This is a genomic window from Tenacibaculum aquaeponti (assembly GCF_057221555.1).
On record NZ_CM170147.1, the window covers coordinates 1,917,819 to 1,935,461 of the forward strand.

Here is a 17,643-nt window from a genome sequence, read left to right on the forward strand (position 1 = left end):
ACAAAACAGAACCTCTTTTTTTAAGGGGGTGCAAATATACGAATAAAAAAAACACAAAAAACACATCCTCAAAATCTATTAACATAAGTAAAAATGTAACATTTTCAAACATTTAGCTACATATAGGAAATGCTAAAAATATTGTTATGGGATCAACTTCTGCTATGATTACGAGTATTAAGAACAATAAAAGGCCTCGTAAAAGCGCTATTGAAAAATTAAAAAAACACAGCCATTTCGGAAAAGATGATTCATACGAATTATCTTTCAACAAAACAGCTACTGAAAAACAATTAGAACAAATAAGATTAGAAGCCAAAAAAGAAAACAGACGAAAACTTCTTTCTTTTTTAATTCCAATTGGTTTAATTTCTATCGCTACATTAATCGCAATCGGTTTCGTGAAATTTTAAGTAAAAAACCTAAAATCTTTACTACTTTTACTTATCAAATTATACCAAATGGATAAGAAAGTAATTTTAATGATTTTAGATGGTTGGGGAATTTCACCTGATCCTGAAATTTCTGCAGTAGATAAAGCAAACACTTCTTTTATAGATTCTTTATACTCAAAATTTCCTCATTCTGAATTAAGAACCGATGGCGAATATGTTGGACTTCCAGAAGGTCAGATGGGAAATTCTGAAGTTGGACATATAAACTTAGGTGCTGGAAGAATTGTATACCAAAACCTTGCTAAAATAAATAAGGCTATAAAAGAAGATACTTTAGCCAAGGAAACTGAATTACTTGATGCTTTTAAATACGCAAAAGAAAACAATAAAAACATCCATTTATTAGGTTTGGTTTCAGATGGTGGAATTCATTCACATATTAATCATTTAAAAGGATTATTAGATGCTGCAAAGAGTAATGATATATCAAATATTTTCTTACATGCATTTACAGATGGTAGAGATACAGACCCAAAATCTGGAGTTGATTACATAAAAGACATAGAAAATCACATGGCGAATAGCACTGGACGTTTGGCTTCTATTACGGGTCGTTATTACGCTATGGATAGAGATAATCGTTGGGAAAGAGTAGCTTTAGCTTATAATGCATTAGTAAATGGTGAAGGAACCTTATCTACAAACGCTATTGAAAGTATTGAGGCTAGTTATAAGAATGATATTACTGATGAATTCATTAAACCTATAATTTTAACTAACGAAGACAATCAACCTAAAACTACAATTAAAGAAGATGATGTTGTTATCTTTTTTAATTTCAGAACAGATAGAGGTAGACAATTAACTCAAGCGTTAAATCAAAAAGATTTTACGGATCAAAACCTTAAGAAGTTACCATTATATTTTGTTACCATGACAAACTACGATAGTACTTTTGAAGGAATCCATGTAATTTACGATAATAAAAACATTGAAAATACTCTAGGAGAAGTTTTAGAAACTGCAGGAAAGAAGCAAATCAGAATCGCAGAAACTGAAAAATATCCACACGTTACATTTTTCTTCTCTGGTGGAAGAGAAAAAGAATTTATAGGAGAAAAAAGAATCTTATGTCCTTCGCCAAAAGTAGCTACTTACGATTTAAAACCTGAAATGAGTGCTTTTGAAATTAAAGATGCAATCGTTCCTGAATTAGAAAAAGGAGAAGTAGACTTTGTATGCTTGAATTTTGCGAATGGAGATATGGTAGGACACACAGGAGATTTTGATGCTGCTGTTAAAGCTTGTGAAGCTGTTGACACTTGCGTAAATGAAGTTGTTACTAGTGCTTTAGCTAATGGGTATACAACCTTATTAATTGCAGATCACGGAAATTGTGAAACCATGATTAATCCAGATGGTTCTCCTAATACAGCACACACGACAAATCCAGTTCCATTAATTTTAATAGACAACGAATTAAAATCAATCAAAAATGGAATTTTAGGAAATATGGCTCCAACTATATTACATTTGTTAGGTGTAGAAAAACCAGCTGAAATGACTCAAGAATCTCTGGTATAAACTTTAAATAACAATGAAAAAAATAATATACGCAATCACTATTTTTTTAATCGGTGCTTGTTCTTCTTATCAAAAATCAAACACAAAGTTTAAAGCAGAAAAAGATAGCGATGGGAACTTAGTTGGATATGCTACTCAAAATGACTTTAAACAAGAACCATACGGAAGCGAATGGTTTAATGATTATTATGAGTATTACGAAACAGATAAAAAAACCATTTCTGAGTTAACTCCTTATTTAAAAGATATAACAATTAAAGCTTTTATGGGAACTTGGTGTGATGACAGCAGACGTGAAATCCCTAACTTTTACAAGATTTTAAATGAAACAAAATTTAATCAAAGTAGATTAGAACTTGTTACCGTAAACAGAGATAAAAAGGCAAAAGGAATAGAAAAAGGATATAATATTGAAAGAGTTCCTACATTTATTTTTTACCGAAACGGAAAGGAAATTGGAAGATTTGTAGAACATACTGTTAACGATGCTTTTTTAGAACAAGACATACTACAAATTGTATCTGGCAAAGGATACAAACACGCATATGAAAAGTAAACATTATGGCTCTAATAATATTAGACTCAACAAAATGTTCTTTGTGCAACAAAACATTAAAAGCAGACGATGAAATAATTTCATGGTCTGCTTTTTTAATACCTGATCATAAATTTGGTGAATTTTCAGATTCTGGAATGCACAAATCTTGTTTTGAAAACTGGGAACATAAAGACGAATTTCAGTATTTACACAGCTACAAACCTTATTTTGATTTTAATGATTCACACATTAAAACAATGATAGAAAAACATGGAATGCCAGACCGGTTAAAAGAAGTGCAAGCGTTTAGAAAAAAGCATCCAGAATTTAAACCTTAAATGTTTCTACGAATCCAGTATATTTGCACTTTATTTATTCCATAGGAAATGATTATACCAAAAAACAGAGAAGAAATAGAGTTAATGCGCGAAAGTGCTTTAGTAGTTTCTAAAACTTTAGGAATGTTAGCTAAAGAAGTAAAACCTGGAGTTACTACTTTATATTTAGATAAACTTGCTGAAGAATTTATAAGAGAACAAGGTGCAATTCCTGCTTTTTTGGGTTTATATGATTTTCCAAACACATTATGCATGAGTCCAAATTCTCAAGTAGTGCACGGAATTCCTAACAACACTCCTTTAGTTGAAGGAGATATTATTTCTATCGATTGTGGAGCTTTAAAGAATGAATTCTACGGAGATCATGCATATACATTTGCTGTTGGCGAAATTGATTCAGAAACTAAAAAACTGTTAGACATTACAAAAGAAAGTTTGTATGTCGGTATTCGTGAATTTAAAGTTGGAAACCGTGTTGGAGATGTAGGTTATGCTATTCAACAATTTACAGAAAAACATGGTTATGGTGTAGTAAGAGAATTGGTAGGACATGGAATTGGTAGAAAAATGCATGAAGATCCGGAAATGCCAAATTATGGAAGACGTGGTAGAGGTAAAAAATTTGTTGAAGGTATGGCAGTAGCTATTGAACCTATGACAAACATGGGAACTCATAAAATAAGATTCCATAAAGATGGTTGGACGGTAACTACTTTAGACAATAAGCCATCTGCTCACTTTGAACATGATGTTGTAATTATAGATGGAAAACCAGAATTACTTTCTACATTCCAGTACATTTACGAAGCTTTAGGTATTGAAAGTGATGAAGAAAACGAGTTTAGACAACAACCTTTAGTTCTTTAATAGTGTCGCTTTTTAAAACTGTATTAAACACCATACCTCGACCTATTTTAATCAAAGTCAGTTATTGGGTTCGTCCTGTAATAGCTTGGTGGTTAAAAGGAGATAATTTCACAGATCCTATCGATGGAAAATCTTTTAAAAAGATGCTTCCATACGGTTATGAAGTTCAACGCGAAAATGTATTATCTCCATCTACTCTTTCTTTGGAAAGACATCGCTTGTTATGGTTGTATTTACAGCAAGAAACGAACTTTTTTTCATCTAAAGAAAAGAGAAAACTACTACATATTGCTCCTGAACAATGTTTTTTGCACCGTTTTAGAGCATTAAAAAACCTAGAATATATCACTTCAGATTTAGAATCGCCTATTGCTGATGTTAAAGCAGATATTTGTGACTTACCTTTTGAAGATGAATCTTTTGATATTATTTTTTGTAATCATGTATTAGAACATATCCCAGATGACACGAAAGCTATGCAAGAATTGTATCGTGTTTTAAAACCTGGTGGCTATGGTATATTTCAAATTCCTCAAGATTTAAACAGAGAAACTACTTTTGAAGACGACTCTATTACAGATCCAAAGGAGAGAGCTAAAATATTTGGGCAATACGATCATGTTCGTGTTTATGGACGAGATTATTTCAACAAACTACGTTCTATAGGATTTAATGTAAAAGAAGTAGATTACACAAAACAAATCGCCCCAGAATTAGTGGAGCGATATGCTTTAGCTAAAGGTGAAATTTTACCTTTATGCTATAAAACAGGACAATAAACAGTTATTTATTTTCTTTCAAGTAATCTTCTAAAGATTGAAGTTTTTTATCTCCTAAAAACACAATTCCGTCTTTTTTAAGTTGATATTTACCTGTATCCTTTTTTTCAATAATTACATCATTAGTATAAGTTCCTTTTGCATCTTTCATTTTACTAACTTTTTCTCCAAGGATATTATACCAACTCGTGTTTTTTCGTTTTTGAGCTTGAATTTTATTTTTATAAAAACTCCCCAAATAGCCAATATCTTCAGCAAATAAAACTCGATTCTCGTTTTCAGAAATTTCTGAAGAACCAAATAAATATCCTTTTAACTTTTTAGTTTCTTGATCGTATAATGTATAAATATCTCCGCCTAAATGACCACCTAACTTATACCATGTTTTATAAATTTTCACAGTGTTTTCATCTTCATCGTACTTATCAATTATATCTGCTTTTTTCATAGCCTTTAACTGCCCTTCAATGTTTTTAATTCGAAGAAAACTCTCATTAACTAAATCAAAAACAAAGGTATCTGCACTATTATTCAGATAAGCAACTAATTGTTGATTTCCTCTTGGTAACAAAACTGCCTCAAAAAAAGAAGATTCAGAATTAATACTTTTAATATCTGGCAGCTCAAAACCTTCTTTCTCTTTAGACTTATAGCAATAGATTTTAGTTCCTTTTCGTTTCTTATCTACAAAAAGAAACACGCCTTCAAAAGTTAAAGCATTTTCATACAAATTTGGTTTTATGAGAACCTTACCATTTTCATTTAGCAAACCGTATTTATTTCCTTTTTTGAAAATAGCTAATCCGTATGTATTGAAGTTGAAAATGGTATCTGCATGAATAGACAAAGCATCTGAAATTGCATTCCATTCACGTTTTAATGAATCTATTCGCTTTGCCTCTTTTTCAGCCATTAATTTTAGCCGTTTCTCCTCTTTTTCTTCTGCTTCAATCTTCTCTAGTTTTTCTTCAATATCAACATACAGTTCCAACATTTGCTTGTAAGTTTCTGAAGTTTTACTTCTAGATAATTGGAAATATTTTTTAGCAAAATCTTTAGCTTCTTTATACGATTTGAGTTCGTAATAAATTAAAGTGCCCATTTCTGCAATTCTAGATTTTTGAATAGAATCTATTTTAGACAATCCTTTATCAAAGTTAACTTTAGCAGCTTGATAATCTATTTTCTCCATGTCTCTTTCAGCTTTACTGAAATAAACCTTAGCAATCTCATAATTAGATTGCCCTATTGAAGTATAGAAATTAACGACTAAAAAAACGATAAATAATCCCCTTCTCATTTTTATGCATTTTATGGTTAAAATCCTGTTCTTGATTTCATTTCAAAATCAGAACTAAAATACCATGAGAAAAAGATTTAAAACATACCTAAAACTAGGTATTATTAATTAGAAAACTCCTCTATTTCACCTTTATCATTTGTAAAAAGCAGCACAACCTTAAGTTCAGGATGTTTCTCTAAAAAAAGTTTTGTTTTTTCTAACCCCATCGCCATAAATGCTGTCGCATAAGCATCTACATCAGCACAATCTCCTTTCATTAAAACTGAAGCACTTAATAAATTATTCTCTTGGGCCAATCCTGTTTTTGGATTTACAGTATGTACAATTTTTTCTCCTTTTTCATTGACTTTAAACTTTCTGTAATTTCCTGAAGTAGCCATAGATTGATTATCTAATAAAATAAATCGAGATTGGCTCCTAGATCCATCAGTTTTAGGATCATCAATTGCCACTTTCCATGCAGAATCTCTAGAATTTTTACCTCTAGCTCTAATCTCACCTCCTATTTCAACTAAATAATCTTGTATATTTTTACTTTCTAAAAAGCGTCCAACAACATCAATTCCTAAACCTTTTGCATACGCATTTACGTTAAATTCCATTTCAAGAGATTTTACAACTTTATTATCTTTTAAAGTCATTTTATCGAAGCCAGTAATCTTCATTAATTCTTTAACTTCTTCTTCAGTAAGGTTCTTTTTTTCTTTACCTGAACCAAAACCATAAGCATCAATTAATTTCCCTATCGTAGGATCAAAATACCCGTCAGTTTCTTTATATAAACGCTTTGCTTTATCAAAAGCTTCAATAAAATAAGCATCTACAACTACTGTTGTGTCATTCTGATTTATTTTAGAAATTAAAGATGTTGGAATGTAAGTAGATAATGAATTATTAAAATTTTCAAATATTTCATTAATTGGCTCTTGAAAATTTTCTGTACTCTTATAAATAATATTATACGTTGTTCCAAAAACGTTTCCTCTCAATTTAGTGAAGGATTCTTGCGTTGTTTGAACTTGTTCTTTTTTATTTTCTGTTTTACAAGCTTGAAAAAAAACTAAGAAAACTAGTAGAAAAGAATAGTATTTTGGCGCCATTAATTTATATTTTTTTAACAAAAATAAATCAATCTATACTAAAATACCGTTAATGTGACTTTTTGTTTTATCATTTTTTTAAATTTGCTACTTACATTAACTACATTAAGATGAAAAAAATAGTATTATTTCTATCGGCTGCTGTTTTATTAGCTTCTTGTGCATCAAGTAAAGAATTAGAAGCTCTTAAAGCAAAGCACGAACAAACTAAAGATGAATTAGCAACAGTAAAAACAAACCTTACTAAGTGTTTAGTAGAGAAAGAAAAGTATCAGGATCGCTCTAAAGATTTAGAAGGTAGAATTGACGAACTAAGAAAAGACAAAGAAAATACTATTCAACAAGTTGAAAATTTAACTGTTTTAACCAAAGGTGCTAACGACAACATTAAAGAAACTTTAGCTCAATTAAGTAAAAAAGATAAATACATCAACAAAATTAGAGCTGCAGCTTCTAAAAAAGACTCTTTAAACTTAGTAGTAGCTTTTCATTTAAAGAAAGAATTACAAGACGGAATTGACGATCAAGATATCGAGGTTAATGTAGAGAAGACCGTTGTATTTATTTCTATTTCTGATAAGTTATTATTTAAGAGCGGTAGCTATACAATTACAGATAAAGCATCTAAAGTTTTACAAAAAGTTGCTACTGTAGTAAACGGGCAACCAGAAATGGATGTTATGATTGAAGGTCATACTGATGATACTCCAATTAATACTGCTGCTGTAAAAGACAACTGGGATTTAAGTGTAAAACGTTCTACAGCAATTGTACGTGAGTTACAATCGAAGTATAATGTAGCACCTTCTAGATTAATCGCTGCAGGTAGAAGTAGTTTCTTACCATTAGCTCCAAATGATACACCAGCTAACAAAGCTAAAAACAGACGCACAAAGATTATCATCTTACCTCGTTTAAATCAATTCTTTGATTTATTAGATCAAAAAGTTGAGTAATCTTTTCACTTTACAAAATTTAAAAACCACCTAAATCTAGGTGGTTTTTTTATGCTTTTATATTCTGTATTTTACAATAACAATAAAAATCAAATACAGAAATCTCATCAACACTTAAAACCTTTACTAACATAAACTCACTAATTATTCAATTGGTTAATAATTCTACTATTACAATAAGTATAGGAATTCACAAACTAGCATAAAACAAATCAGCCAGAGTGATACTCTGGCTGATTTATTTATTTTAAAAGCTTTATTCTTATTTCAAGAATCGATAAGTGAATTTAATTAGAAATATATTTTCTAATTCTTGTTCTAAAATTTGATTATTTAACCCTCCTAATAAAGATCGATCTGGATCTTGACTTCCTGTAGTTCCTTGCGACCAAACAAAGAAAAACTCAGAACCAGGAGTATACTCCCAACGCATTACTAAATTAGATCGGAATTGAGCAAAAGAAAAATCTGGATTAGAAAATTCATAATCTGTAATTCCATCTAAATTCTCATCAATCCTAAAAACTTCATCATTTGCATCAAAATTCACTTGATTTTCATCTAAAAAAACAACTCTTCCTCCAATATCTTCAGATAAAGAATTTAATACATAATTGAAATTACTATATCTTCCTCTAGCTATAAATGGCTGCCCGTAATACTGAATTGACAAGTTGGGATTAATACTATAATTCGCTCTAAATGTAAAAGATAAATTCTTGTTATCTATTTCTCCTAAAACATATCTTGGTGTAGATCCATTTAGTTCTTCAGAAACATATTGTGTTTTATTTATATTCTCTCTGAAACTAGTACTCAAAGTAACACTTAAAGCATCCAATGGCTGATAGTTTAAATTAAGATTATAATTCTTAACATTAAAAGAATCGTCAGTTCCATAGCTATTACCATAACCGACAGAAAAATTAAATCTTTTACTTGAATCTGAACCAACGGCGAAATTATAATATACCTCTTCTGAATTTCTCCAACGTGGCCCTCCTCTTAAAAACGAATTCTGAATAGACCTAGGACGATAACCAATTCTTCCTTCCGTACCCCAGTTATTATCCCAATTAATATTCCCTCCAGTTTCATATTCTATTCTGTTAAAATTTCCTGCAAAATCATACATACTTCTTAATACAACTCTTGCCGATGCTCTTCTGTATATTTTAGTAGGATTTTGCCACAAGTATTCTATATTTCCGAACTGCCAAATTTGATCTGTTTGCCTTAAAAAACCTACATCATTCAATTCAAATTCTGGAGATTTCCAGTTTGCTCCTAAAAAGAAACGCCAATTCCCTCCACCTCTTTTCCCTCCAAAAACTCGTCCACCTGTTCCCGTCAAAGAAGTTCTATTCGGATCAACATTTAAATGACTAGCATCTACTCTTTGGAATAAATGACGAATAGATTCTTGTGTTCTCTGAATTGCTTCTTTACTCCCAGAAACATGACTCATAGAGAAATTACCCTGAATAAAATAATCTCTATCATTCCACTCATGCCTAAAATCCAAACCTCCAGAATAGGCCGATTTATGAAGTGTATTTATTGATTGTAAATCTCTATTTGTAGCTGTAAAAATTCCACCAATAAAAGATTTCCTATCATTAAAATCCTTTTGAACTCTTGTTACAAAGTAATTAGTTAATGGCTCCACTAAAACCTCTCTTCTGTCTCCATTATTATCAATCTCTGAATACTCATTATCTGTTACAGTTTCTAAAACTCCAATAGACCAACCATCTCTTGTTTTACCAGAAAACTTGGCAGCAGCAATTATAGAACTATTAATTGGTGCATCTACAAATTCTCCATCATTAGAATTGGCAGAAGTTTGTGGACTTCTTCCAATCCTTCTACTATAGAACACATTATCTTGTCCTCCAACTCTAAAATCAAAAATATTTTTATTTTCGACGAAGAATGGTCTTTGTTCACGGAAGAAAACATCATCGAAACCATCTAATACAATATTTCCTGGATCAGCTTCAACTTGACCAAAATCTGGATTAATTGTTACATCTAAAGTTAAATCATTTGTTACTCCAATTTTAGCATCTACTCCCCCGTTAACTCTAAAATTATCACCATCTCTGAACGGATTTCCAGGTTCTTTTTCAAAAGTCTCGTAAGACATAACTGTAAATGGCTGAATCTCTAATTGCTTTTGTGATTTTAAATCGATTAACCCATGTAGTTCTCCTGCTTCACTAATAAAACCAGAAATATCATTTGGAATTCTTTGCCAAAGCGATCTTTCATTTTTTCTAAAGATTGTACGATTAAAGTTTAACCCCCAAATTTGTTCTTTTGCTTTACCAAAACGCAATTGACTAAACGGAATTTTCATTTCTCCAGTCCAGCCTTTATCATCAATAACAGCATCTGTATACCAAACAGGGTTCCAACTTTCATCCCAGTTTTGACCATTTTGAGTTACAAACTCTTCACCTTTTACCCCTGCAGCTGTTACTGTAAAAACAAAAGCAGTTCTTTTATCATGATAGCTATCTATAATTACATTTACTCTATCACCTGCAAAACCATCACGACGAGTTAAACGAGCTTCGATTTCTTCTGGTGAATCATCAAATGCTCTAATAGCTATGTATAAATACTTTGTATCATAAAGAATTTTAAATTTAGTTTGAAAAGCAGGAGCAACTCCTTCTTCTGGATCTTTTTGAAAAAAATCACCTCCCCAAGGAACAGCTTCCCAAGCAGGTTCATCTAACCTCCCATCTATTACAAGTTCTTTATCGGTCTTTTTTGTTGTGTATATTTTCTTTTCTAAACTTTGTGCTTTTCCAAACAAAGAACACAAAATAGAAAAAGTAAACAGTAATATTCTTACCTTCATTATTAGTTTTGAATCGTTGTCGCAAAAGTATACTAGAAATCTCTTAACAATATGTTAATTTGCATTTTAAGATTCTTAAATAAAATTAAACCAACTTCCTATTTGTCAATAAAATAAATATTTGTAAATTTGCACTCCTTTTTTAAGGAAAAGTTATATAATTTATTAATAGACAAAAACTAAATCGTGTATGAACACATTAAGTTACAAAACAGTATCGGCTAACAAAGCAACTGTAAACAAAGAGTGGGTTGTTGTTGATGCGGACGGGCAATCATTAGGTCGTTTAGCTTCTAAAGTTGCAAAACTTATTAGAGGTAAACACAAACCAAATTACACACCTCACGTAGATTGTGGTGATAATGTTGTGGTTATCAATGCTGAAAAAATTAATTTAACAGGAAGTAAGTGGAATGACAAAACTTACATCCGTCACACTGGTTACCCAGGTGGACAAAGATCGTTAACTGCTCAAGAAATGTTCGATAAGAATCCTACTAGACTAGTAGAAAAAGCAGTAAAAGGTATGTTACCTAAAAACAAATTAGGTAGTACTTTATTCAGAAATTTATATGTATATGCTGGTGCAGAGCACGCTCAAGAAGCTCAAAAACCAAAATCTATTAACCTTAACGATCTTAAATAATGGAAACAGTTCACAAAATAGGTAGAAGAAAAACAGCTGTTGCTCGTGTATATGTTTCTCAAGGAAAAGGAGACATTACTATCAACAAAAGAGAATTAACTAATTACTTTACTACTCCTACTTTACAATATAAAGTAAGACAACCTTTAATGTTAACTGAAAACTTAGAGGCTTACGATATTAAAGTAAATGTTTACGGTGGTGGTGTAACAGGACAAGCTGAAGCTATCCGTTTAGCTATTACTAGAGCTTTAGTTTCAATTAACGAAGAGCACAAAGCAGTATTAAAACCAGAAGGATTATTAACTCGTGATCCAAGAATGGTTGAGCGTAAGAAATTCGGTCAGAAGAAAGCACGTAAGAAATTCCAGTTCTCTAAACGTTAATCGTTTATTAGAACTGTTTTTCGAAAAATATTTTTCATTAACAGTTTAGTATCTAAATAGCTCAGACGTAAAAACTACTGATCTATTGCGAAAACAGAACGTAAACACATTTATTAAAATGGCAAACATTCAAGAATTATTAGAAAGCGGAGTACACTTTGGTCACTTAACTAGAAAGTGGAATCCTAACATGGCACCTTATATCTACACTGAACGTAATGGTGTTCACATTATTGATTTATATAAAACTTCAGCTAAGATCGACGAAGCTAAAGAGGCTTTAAAGAAGATAGCTAACTCTGGTCGTAAAATTTTATTCGTAGCGACTAAGAAACAAGCTAAAGATATCGTTGCTGAAAAATCTAAATCTGTAAACATGCCTTACATCACTGAAAGATGGCCAGGGGGTATGTTAACTAACTTTGTTACTATCCGTAAAGCTGTAAAGAAAATGGCTTCTATTGATAGAATGAAGCAAGATGGTTCTTTCGACGCTTTATCTAAGAGAGAAAAATTACAAATTAACCGTCAACGTGAAAAATTAGAAAAGAATTTAGGTTCTATTGCTGATATGACGCGTTTACCAGGTGCTTTATTTGTAATTGACGTAAAGAAAGAGCACATTGCAATTGCTGAAGCTCAAAAATTAAACATTCCAATCTTTGCAATGGTTGATACAAACTCTGATCCAAGACCGATCGATTTCGTAATCCCTGCAAATGATGATGCTTCTAAGTCTATTGATAAAGTTTTATCTTATGTTACTGAAGCCATTTCTGAAGGTTTAGCTGATAGAAAAGCTGACAAAGAAAAAGCTAAAACAGAAAAAGAGACTGAGAGTAAAAAAGTTGAAGAAGTAAAAACTGAAGAGGCAAAATAAAAACTTAAAGGTTTCATCACATTGAAACCTTTAATTTATTTTATCATTGTACAATTAAATACAACCTTAAAAAACAAACAAAATGTCAAAAATTAGCGCTGCAGACGTAAAAAAATTAAGAGAGACTACAGGTGCAGGAATGATGGACTGTAAGAACGCTTTAGTTGAAGCAGAAGGTAACTTTGATAAAGCTATTGAAATCTTACGTAAAAAAGGTCAAAAGATCGCTGCTAAAAGAGCAGATCGTGATTCTTCTGAAGGTGTAGCTATCGCTAAAATTAGTGACGACAATACTTACGGTGTTGCTATCGTATTAGCTTGTGAAACTGATTTTGTTGCTAAAAATGACACATATAAAGAATTAGCTCAGCAATTCGTTGATATCGCTATCAACCATTCTAACAAAGAAGATTTCTTAGCTGCTGAATTCGAGAGTGGAGTTACTGTTGCTGAAAAATTAATCGAGCAGACTGGTGTAATCGGTGAAAAAATTGAAATTCCTTCTTTTGAAAGAATTGAAGCTCCTTACGTTGGTTCTTACACTCACGTTGGAAAAATTTCAGCTTTAGTTGGATTAACTGAATCAGTTGAGAAAGCTGCTGATTTAACTAAAGATTTAGCTATGCAAGCTGCTTCTATGGGAGCTACAACTTTATCTTATAAAGATTTCTCTCCTGAGTATGTTGCTGCTGAGACTGAAGCTAGAATTGCCGCTATCGTAAAAGATAACGAAGAATTAGTACGTTTAGGTAAAACTTTAAAGAACGTTCCGCAATTCGTATCTAGATTACAATTAACAGATGAAGCTTTAGCTAAAGCTGAAGAAGCTGCTAAAGAGCAATTAAAAGCTGAGGGTAAACCAGAACAAATCTGGGACAAAATCTTACCAGGTAAAATGGAAAGATTTATTTCTGATAACACCACTTTAGATCAAGAGCAGTGTTTATTAGATCAAAAATTCATCAAAGATGAGAAGAAAACTGTTGCAGAATATGTTTCTTCTTACGGTGAAGTAGAAGTTAAAAACTTCGTAAGAGTTACTTTAGGGTAATTCTAAAAAATAAACTAAATAACTTCTGTATTGAAGTTTATTACAAAGGGGACTAAAAGTCCCCTTTTTTTATTATGAATACTTTGTATATTTGCACAACTTTCAACAGAACTATGCAATACAAACGAATACTTCTAAAATTAAGCGGAGAAGCCCTAATGGGAGAACGCGACTATGGAATTGACCCAAAAAGATTAAAAGAATACGCCTTAGAAATAAAACAAGTAGTTGAAAAAGGTGTAGAAGTTGCCATTGTAATTGGAGGAGGAAATATTTTCAGAGGTGTTTCTGGTGCTGCTAATGGAATGGATAGAGTTCAGGGTGATCACATGGGAATGCTAGCAACTTGTATTAATGGCTTAGCTTTACAAAGTGCTTTAGAAGATGAAGGTGTTTATACCAGAATGCAAACTGCTTTAGAAATTAAAGAAGTAGCAGAACCTTACATCAAAAGAAAAGCCATAAGACATTTAGAAAAAGGTAGAGTTGTAATCTTTGGAGCTGGAACTGGTAATCCTTATTTCACTACTGATACTGCTGCAGTTTTAAGAGCTATTGAAATTGATGCAGATGCAATTTTAAAAGGAACTCGTGTTGACGGAATTTATAACGATGATCCTGAAAAGAATAAAGATGCTATTAAATTTGAAACTATTACTTTTAAAGACGTAATAGAAAAAGGATTAAAAGTAATGGACATGACTGCTTTTACTCTTAGTGAAGAAAACAAATTACCAATTATTGTTTTTGATATGAATAAACAAGGAAATTTAATTAAATTAGTTTCTGGGGAACCAATTGGAACAATAGTTGATCATAAATAAACCGTATTTATACGAGTTAATTAAATTATAAAGAGATGACTGAAGAAATAGATTTTATTTTAGATAGTACTAAAGAAGCTATGGTTAATGCTATTTCTCATTTAGAGAAAGAATTAAGAAGCATTAGAGCAGGAAAAGCATCTCCTGCAATGTTAGCGAATGTACAAGTTGATTATTATGGATCTCAAACTCCATTAGGTCAAGTAGCAAATGTGAATACACCAGATGCAAGAACAATCTCAATTCAACCATGGGAAAAAAACATGTTACAAGAGATTGAAAAAGCTATTATGATAGCTAACTTAGGCTTTAACCCTATGAATAATGGTGAAAATATTATTATTAATGTACCGCCATTAACTGAAGAGCGTCGTAGAGATTTAGCTAAACAAGCTAAGGCCGAAGCTGAAAACGCAAAAGTTGGAGTACGCAACGCACGTAAAGATGCTAACAATGAAATAAAAAAGGTGGACGCTTCTGACGATATGAAGAAAAATGCTGAAGCTGATGTACAAACTTTAACAGATAGCTACGTTAAGCAAATTGACGAAAAACTGGCTGTTAAAGAGAAAGAAATTATGACTGTATAGTTTTTCTCAAAATATTTAAAAAAAGAGTGTTTTAAAACACTCTTTTTTTTATTTTTCTTATCTTTTAATATTTACCTTTGCACAAATTTTTTTAAATGACTTTTTGGACTAAGATCGCAGGATTTATTTTACGAAATCGCTACCTAGTGTTAACTACTATAGTTATTATCACTGCACTTTTACTTACCCAGTCCAAATACGTTCGATTTTCTTACACTGAAGCAAATCTTCTTCCTGAAAATCACGAAGCAAACATCCAATACAACAAATTCTTAGAAATTTTTGGTGAAGAAGGAAACCTAATCATTCTAGGAATTAAAGACAGTACTTTTTATTCTTTAGATAAATTCAATTCTTGGAATAAATTAGCTCGTGAATTAGATAGTGCTCCAGAAGTAGAATTTACAGTTTCTATATCAGATATTAAGAAACTAAAAGCTGATCGTAAAAAAAGAAAGTTTGTTGTTGATCCTTTGTTTGAAAAAGAACCAACGAAACAAGAGGAAATAGATCAAATTAAAATTCAACTATTTGAAAAACTTCCTTTTTATGAAAATATTTTATTCAATAATGAAGGAACAATTCAGACAGCTATTTATCTAAAAAAAGACATTGTAAACAAACCTGAACGTGCTCAGTTTATTGAAGAAACATTAATTCCTTCTATAGAAAAATTTAAAACCGAAAACAACTTAGATGTTAAAGTATCGGGAATGCCGTACATTCGAACTTTAAACTCTAAGAATATTTCCGAAGAAATGGGAATATTTGTTTTAGGTGCATTGTTTATTACAGCAATTATATTCTTTTTCTTCTTTCGTTCGTTTAGAGCTACGTTTATCACCTTATTAGTAGTTATAATTGGTGTAATGTGGGCCTATGGTTTTATTGGTTTATTACGTTATGAACTGACTGTTTTAACAGCTTTAATTCCGCCATTAATTATTGTAATTGGAGTTCCAAATGCAGTGTTCTTAATTAATAAATACCAGCAAGAAGTAAAAAAACACGGTAATCAAGCAAAATCATTACAACGTGTAATTTCTAAAATTGGAAATGCCACGTTAATGACAAATATTACAACTGCTTCTGGATTTGCAACTTTTGTTTTTGTAAAAAGTAAATTACTTCGTGAATTCGGAATTTTAGCTTCAATAAATATTATTAGTATTTTCATTTTAGCACTATTAATTATTCCTATTCTATATAGTTTTATGCCTCTTCCGCAAAAAAAGCATTTAAATCACTTAGAAAAAAGATGGATGGAAAATGTAGTAGACTGGATGGAAAGAATGGTGAGAAAACAACGAATTTATATTTATATAACTACAGTTGTGATTATCATTTTAAGTATGATAGGTTTATATCAAATACGAGTTTCTGGTAGTTTGATTGAAGATATGCCTAAAGGCAAACAGTTTTATAAAGACATTAAATTCTTTGAAAGTGAATTTGGTGGTATAATGCCTTTAGAGATTCTTATTGATACTAAGAAAGAAAAAGGTGTTATGAAACTTTCTACATTGAAAAAGATGGAAAAGTTAAATGAAACTATTGAAACTTTCCCTGAACTTTCTAAACCTATTTCGGTAAACAACTTGGTAAAATACTCTAAACAGGCTTATTATAACGGAAATCCGAAGTATTATCAATTACCAACTAGTCAAGAAAAGAGTTACATTTTTGCATACACTAAGAATTCTAATAGCAACTCTGGAATGCTAAAAAACTTTGTAGATAGCACTGGTAGATATGCGCGTATTACAACATTTATGAAAGATATTGGAACTGATAAAATGGATATCATTCAAGATCGATTAAATGCTGTGATTCAAAAACAATTTAAAGGAGACAAGTTTAGTGTTTCTATGACTGGTAAGGCTTTAGTTTTCTTAAAAGGGACCAATTACTTAATTAAAAACTTAGTGATTTCTTTATCGTTAGCTATTTTATTGATTTCAATTTTTATGGCTTGGATGTTTAGATCTCCTCAAATGATTTTAATATCGTTAATTCCTAATATGCTTCCTTTGCTAATTACTGCTGGATTAATGGGCTTTTTCGATATTCCTATAAAACCATCAACAATTCTTGTATTTAGTATTGCTTTTGGTATTTCTGTAGATGACACGATACATTTCTTGGCAAAATACAGACAAGAATTATTAGCGAACAACTGGAAGATAAAACCAGCAGTTTATGCAGCTCTTAAAGAAACTGGTGTAAGTATGTTTTATACTTCTATTGTATTATTCTTTGGATTCTTAGTGTTTACTATTTCTAGTTTTGGAGGAACTATTGCTTTGGGCGGTCTAGTTTCTGTAACATTATTACTAGCTATGGTTTCTAACTTATTATTATTGCCTTCTTTATTACTTTCTTTTGAACGAAAAATTGCAAATCAGAAAGTATTAAAAGAAACCAACTTTAAGATTTTCCCACCTGAAGAGAAGAAATAAAAAATTAAACATAAAAATTAAAAACGCACACTTTTTAAAAAGTGTGCGTTTTTGTTTCACAATCCAAATTACACA

17 protein-coding genes are annotated in these 17,643 nt (G+C 31.1%); 14 read left to right on the forward strand and 3 right to left on the reverse strand.

The genetic code is table 11. The features are described 5' to 3' along the window. Nucleotides 1-146: 146 nt before the first annotated feature. From AC2TEO_RS08450 to AC2TEO_RS08475, 6 genes are read left to right on the forward strand one after another with little or no spacing between them, the layout of a single operon-like run. Nucleotides 147-413, forward strand: coding sequence for a hypothetical protein (locus tag AC2TEO_RS08450; RefSeq protein WP_442267684.1), 267 nt, complete (start codon nucleotides 147-149; stop codon nucleotides 411-413). 48 nt (nucleotides 414-461) lie between these two features. Continuing rightward, on the forward strand, nucleotides 462-1,979 hold the full coding sequence (gene gpmI / locus AC2TEO_RS08455) for a 2,3-bisphosphoglycerate-independent phosphoglycerate mutase (RefSeq protein WP_442267685.1): 1,518 nt from the start codon (nucleotides 462-464) through the stop codon (nucleotides 1,977-1,979). A 13-nt stretch (nucleotides 1,980-1,992) separates the two neighbouring features. Beyond that, nucleotides 1,993-2,535 carry a thioredoxin family protein gene (locus tag AC2TEO_RS08460; RefSeq protein ID WP_442267686.1) on the forward strand — a complete coding sequence of 181 codons (543 nt, stop codon included), beginning with the start codon at nucleotides 1,993-1,995 and terminating at the stop codon, nucleotides 2,533-2,535. Between the two features lie 5 nt (nucleotides 2,536-2,540). Beyond that, on the forward strand, nucleotides 2,541-2,855 hold the full coding sequence (locus tag AC2TEO_RS08465; RefSeq protein WP_442267687.1) for a hypothetical protein: 315 nt from the start codon (nucleotides 2,541-2,543) through the stop codon (nucleotides 2,853-2,855). Nucleotides 2,856-2,903: 48 nt separating this feature from the next. Continuing rightward, nucleotides 2,904-3,722 carry a type I methionyl aminopeptidase gene (map, locus tag AC2TEO_RS08470; protein WP_442267688.1) on the forward strand — a complete coding sequence of 273 codons (819 nt, stop codon included), beginning with the start codon at nucleotides 2,904-2,906 and terminating at the stop codon, nucleotides 3,720-3,722. Next, nucleotides 3,722-4,501, forward strand: coding sequence for a class I SAM-dependent methyltransferase (locus AC2TEO_RS08475; protein WP_442267754.1), 780 nt, complete (start codon nucleotides 3,722-3,724; stop codon nucleotides 4,499-4,501). The genes map and AC2TEO_RS08475 overlap by 1 nt, the downstream gene beginning before the upstream one ends. 4 nt (nucleotides 4,502-4,505) lie before the next feature. On the opposite strand, the gene AC2TEO_RS08480 is transcribed toward AC2TEO_RS08475, so the two are convergent. Together AC2TEO_RS08480 and AC2TEO_RS08485 are read right to left on the reverse strand one after the other, a co-directional pair. Continuing rightward, the gene (locus tag AC2TEO_RS08480; RefSeq protein WP_442267689.1) at nucleotides 4,506-5,801 is read right to left on the reverse strand and encodes a WG repeat-containing protein; all 1,296 of its coding nucleotides are present in this window, start codon (nucleotides 5,799-5,801) and stop codon (nucleotides 4,506-4,508) included. 104 nt (nucleotides 5,802-5,905) lie between these two features. Then, entirely contained in the window at nucleotides 5,906-6,904 is a 999-nt protein-coding gene (locus AC2TEO_RS08485) for an FAD:protein FMN transferase (RefSeq protein WP_442267690.1), read from the reverse strand. Nucleotides 6,905-7,014: 110 nt separating this feature from the next. Here AC2TEO_RS08485 and AC2TEO_RS08490 point away from each other — a divergent pair, with 110 nt between their 5' ends. Further along, complete coding sequence (locus AC2TEO_RS08490; RefSeq protein WP_442267691.1) at nucleotides 7,015-7,860, forward strand: OmpA/MotB family protein; 846 nt, start codon at nucleotides 7,015-7,017, stop codon at nucleotides 7,858-7,860. 262 nt (nucleotides 7,861-8,122) lie between these two features. On the opposite strand, the gene AC2TEO_RS08495 is transcribed toward AC2TEO_RS08490, so the two are convergent. Beyond that, nucleotides 8,123-10,732 (reverse strand): DUF5916 domain-containing protein, encoded by a 2,610-nt coding sequence (locus tag AC2TEO_RS08495; protein WP_442267692.1) that lies wholly within the window; start codon nucleotides 10,730-10,732, stop codon nucleotides 8,123-8,125. Between the two features lie 190 nt (nucleotides 10,733-10,922). On the opposite strand from AC2TEO_RS08495, the gene rplM reads away from it, so the two are divergent. The 7 genes from rplM (at nucleotide 10,923) to AC2TEO_RS08530 (ending at nucleotide 17,568) form a co-directional block, all read left to right on the forward strand. After that, complete coding sequence (gene rplM / locus AC2TEO_RS08500) at nucleotides 10,923-11,378, forward strand: 50S ribosomal protein L13 (RefSeq protein ID WP_442267693.1); 456 nt, start codon at nucleotides 10,923-10,925, stop codon at nucleotides 11,376-11,378. Beyond that, nucleotides 11,378-11,764, forward strand: coding sequence for a 30S ribosomal protein S9 (gene rpsI / locus AC2TEO_RS08505; protein ID WP_299678883.1), 387 nt, complete (start codon nucleotides 11,378-11,380; stop codon nucleotides 11,762-11,764). Before rplM ends, rpsI begins: the two co-directional genes overlap by 1 nt. Before the next feature lie 118 nt (nucleotides 11,765-11,882). Then, nucleotides 11,883-12,644 (forward strand): 30S ribosomal protein S2, encoded by a 762-nt coding sequence (rpsB, locus tag AC2TEO_RS08510; RefSeq protein WP_442267694.1) that lies wholly within the window; start codon nucleotides 11,883-11,885, stop codon nucleotides 12,642-12,644. Nucleotides 12,645-12,726: 82 nt separating this feature from the next. Beyond that, nucleotides 12,727-13,695 carry a translation elongation factor Ts gene (gene tsf / locus AC2TEO_RS08515; protein WP_442267695.1) on the forward strand — a complete coding sequence of 323 codons (969 nt, stop codon included), beginning with the start codon at nucleotides 12,727-12,729 and terminating at the stop codon, nucleotides 13,693-13,695. A 113-nt stretch (nucleotides 13,696-13,808) separates the two neighbouring features. Then, nucleotides 13,809-14,519: a UMP kinase gene (gene pyrH / locus AC2TEO_RS08520; RefSeq protein WP_299678841.1), complete on the forward strand. Its 711-nt coding sequence runs from the start codon at nucleotides 13,809-13,811 to the stop codon at nucleotides 14,517-14,519. 35 nt (nucleotides 14,520-14,554) lie between these two features. Continuing rightward, nucleotides 14,555-15,109 carry a ribosome recycling factor gene (gene frr, locus AC2TEO_RS08525; protein ID WP_299678838.1) on the forward strand — a complete coding sequence of 185 codons (555 nt, stop codon included), beginning with the start codon at nucleotides 14,555-14,557 and terminating at the stop codon, nucleotides 15,107-15,109. A 95-nt stretch (nucleotides 15,110-15,204) separates the two neighbouring features. After that, on the forward strand, nucleotides 15,205-17,568 hold the full coding sequence (locus AC2TEO_RS08530; protein ID WP_442267696.1) for an efflux RND transporter permease subunit: 2,364 nt from the start codon (nucleotides 15,205-15,207) through the stop codon (nucleotides 17,566-17,568). Nucleotides 17,569-17,643 lie beyond the last annotated feature (75 nt).